Raw genomic sequence first — 1,949 nt, 5'->3', positions numbered from 1 at the left:
CGGATACAGCTGGCGAATAGGGGGTAATACCCCCTAACAAAGCTACTTGCAACAAGCAAGAAGATACAAAAAGAAGAATATTTTGTTGGATCTGCGTATGACATTGCATCCTTTACCTGAATGGGAAATACCAGAACAAACAGCAACAATAGCGCGTGCGTCATTCCCAAAAGGGAATATGTACATGAAAATGTACGAGGAATTGGGAGTGTTATACACAGACACAGAGTTTGCTGAGTTGTACTTAGGCAAATGTGGACAATCAGCAATGTCGCCAGGGAAGTTGGCACTGATCACAGTCATGCAATTTGCGGAAGGATTAAGCGATAGACAAGCAGCAGATGCAGTCAGGAGTCGAATTGATTGGAAATATGCGCTTGGTTTAGAACTAACAGATCCGGGATTTGATTGTAGTGTATTGAGCGAATTTCGCTCTCGATTATGCGAGTATGAGTTAACGAACAAGTTGTTAGATGTAATGCTGTTGAGGTTTCAAGAAAAAAAACTCATCAAGCATCGAGGAAAGCAAAGAACAGATTCAACACAAGTCATCGCAGCAATCCGACAACTAAATCGTTTGGAATTGGTAGGAGAAACATTAAGAGCAGCACTGAACTCTATCGCTTCAGTAGCACCATCATGGTTGAGAGCAATTATTAGTGAAGATTGGTTTGAGCGATACAGTTGGCGATTTGATAATTACCGCTTACCAAAAAATAAAAATGACCGGGAAGAATTAGCACTAAAAATCGGATTTGATGGACATTATCTCCTGCAACACATTTGGTTTGGAAGTCTTGATAGATGGAATTTATCTGAACTAGATAGTGTGCAGACATTAAGAAAAATCTGGATGCAACAGTACACATTTGACCAAGACGGACTAATCTGGCGAAAACCAGAGCAGACGGGACTACCACCCAATTCAATCTGTATTGAATCCCCCTATGATATTGAAGCTCGTAATAGTAGTAAGCGTGAGATAAATTGGACGGGATATAAAGTACATTTGAGCGAAACCTGTGATGAGTCTACTCCAAATATCATTACTCATGTAGAGACAACAGCAGCCACAACTCCTGATGGGGAAATCACATCAATGATTCATCACAAATTGGCAATAAAAAACTTGTTACCACAGGAGCATTATGTGGATGCTGCTTATGTAGATGCTTACCAATTAGTTGAAAGTCATCAGGTTCATCAAATTTCACTAATTGGACCAGTGGCTATTGATACCAGTTGGCAGGCAAAGTTAAAAACAGGTTTTGATGTCAGTGCCTTTGTCATTGATTGGGACGAAAAAGTTGCCATCTGTCCACAAGGAAATTCTAGTCGTTTATGGCGAAAAGCTCGTGACTGTAATTACAATCCCTTGATTGAAATTATTTTTGACCGTAAAACTTGCGCTGTTTGCCCATTGAGAAATCTTTGTACTTCTTCTGCTACTGCTGCACGCAAGATTAAGTTGCGACCTCGTGAGCAATTTGAGGCACTACAACAACGTCGTCACCAGCAACAAACTCCTGAATTTGAGCAAAACTATGCTCGTCGAGCTGGTGTTGAGGGTACTATTTCCCAAGGTGTCGGCAGATTTGATTTGCGACGCACGCGCTATTTTGGACTAGCCAAAACACATCTACAACATATTGCTACAGCTTGTGCAATCAATTTAAGTCGTTTTTTTGCCTGGTCAAATCATATTCCTCAAGCTCGTACTCGCACTAGTTCTTTTGCTAGTTTACTTGTTAATTGTGCTTAATTAAAAAACAGTTTTTCATCACAATTTGTTGCCCAAGTCCACTTTTTTGTGCTTTGGTCTGATATTTTCATGCTTAAAAAGGTGCAATACTTGATGCACCTTTTTGATATCGCCTACTGATTGCTGTGTTATTTTCAGTTTGGGCTTATATTGAGGGGTATTACCCCCTATTTGCCAGCTGTATCCT

The 1,949-nt window shown here is 40.3% G+C and carries 1 protein-coding gene; it reads left to right on the top strand.

Features of this window, described 5'->3' with window-relative positions; all coding sequences use genetic code 11:
- Nucleotides 1-97 precede the first annotated feature (97 nt).
- Nucleotides 98-1,762: an IS1182 family transposase gene (locus tag BV372_RS08600; RefSeq protein ID WP_086685862.1), complete on the top strand. Its 1,665-nt coding sequence runs from the start codon at nucleotides 98-100 to the stop codon at nucleotides 1,760-1,762.
- Nucleotides 1,763-1,949 lie beyond the last annotated feature (187 nt).

The sequence above is a fragment of the Nostoc sp. T09 genome (assembly GCF_002154695.1).
GTDB lineage: Bacteria > Cyanobacteriota > Cyanobacteriia > Cyanobacteriales > Nostocaceae > Aulosira.
This window is presented reverse-complemented; position numbering and strand designations above follow the sequence as displayed.

Excerpts from the sequence above, each read along its gene's own strand:
- BV372_RS08600 (WP_086685862.1), top strand. The coding sequence starts at position 98 with ATGACATTGCATCCTTTACCTGAATGGGAAATACCAGAACAAACAGCA.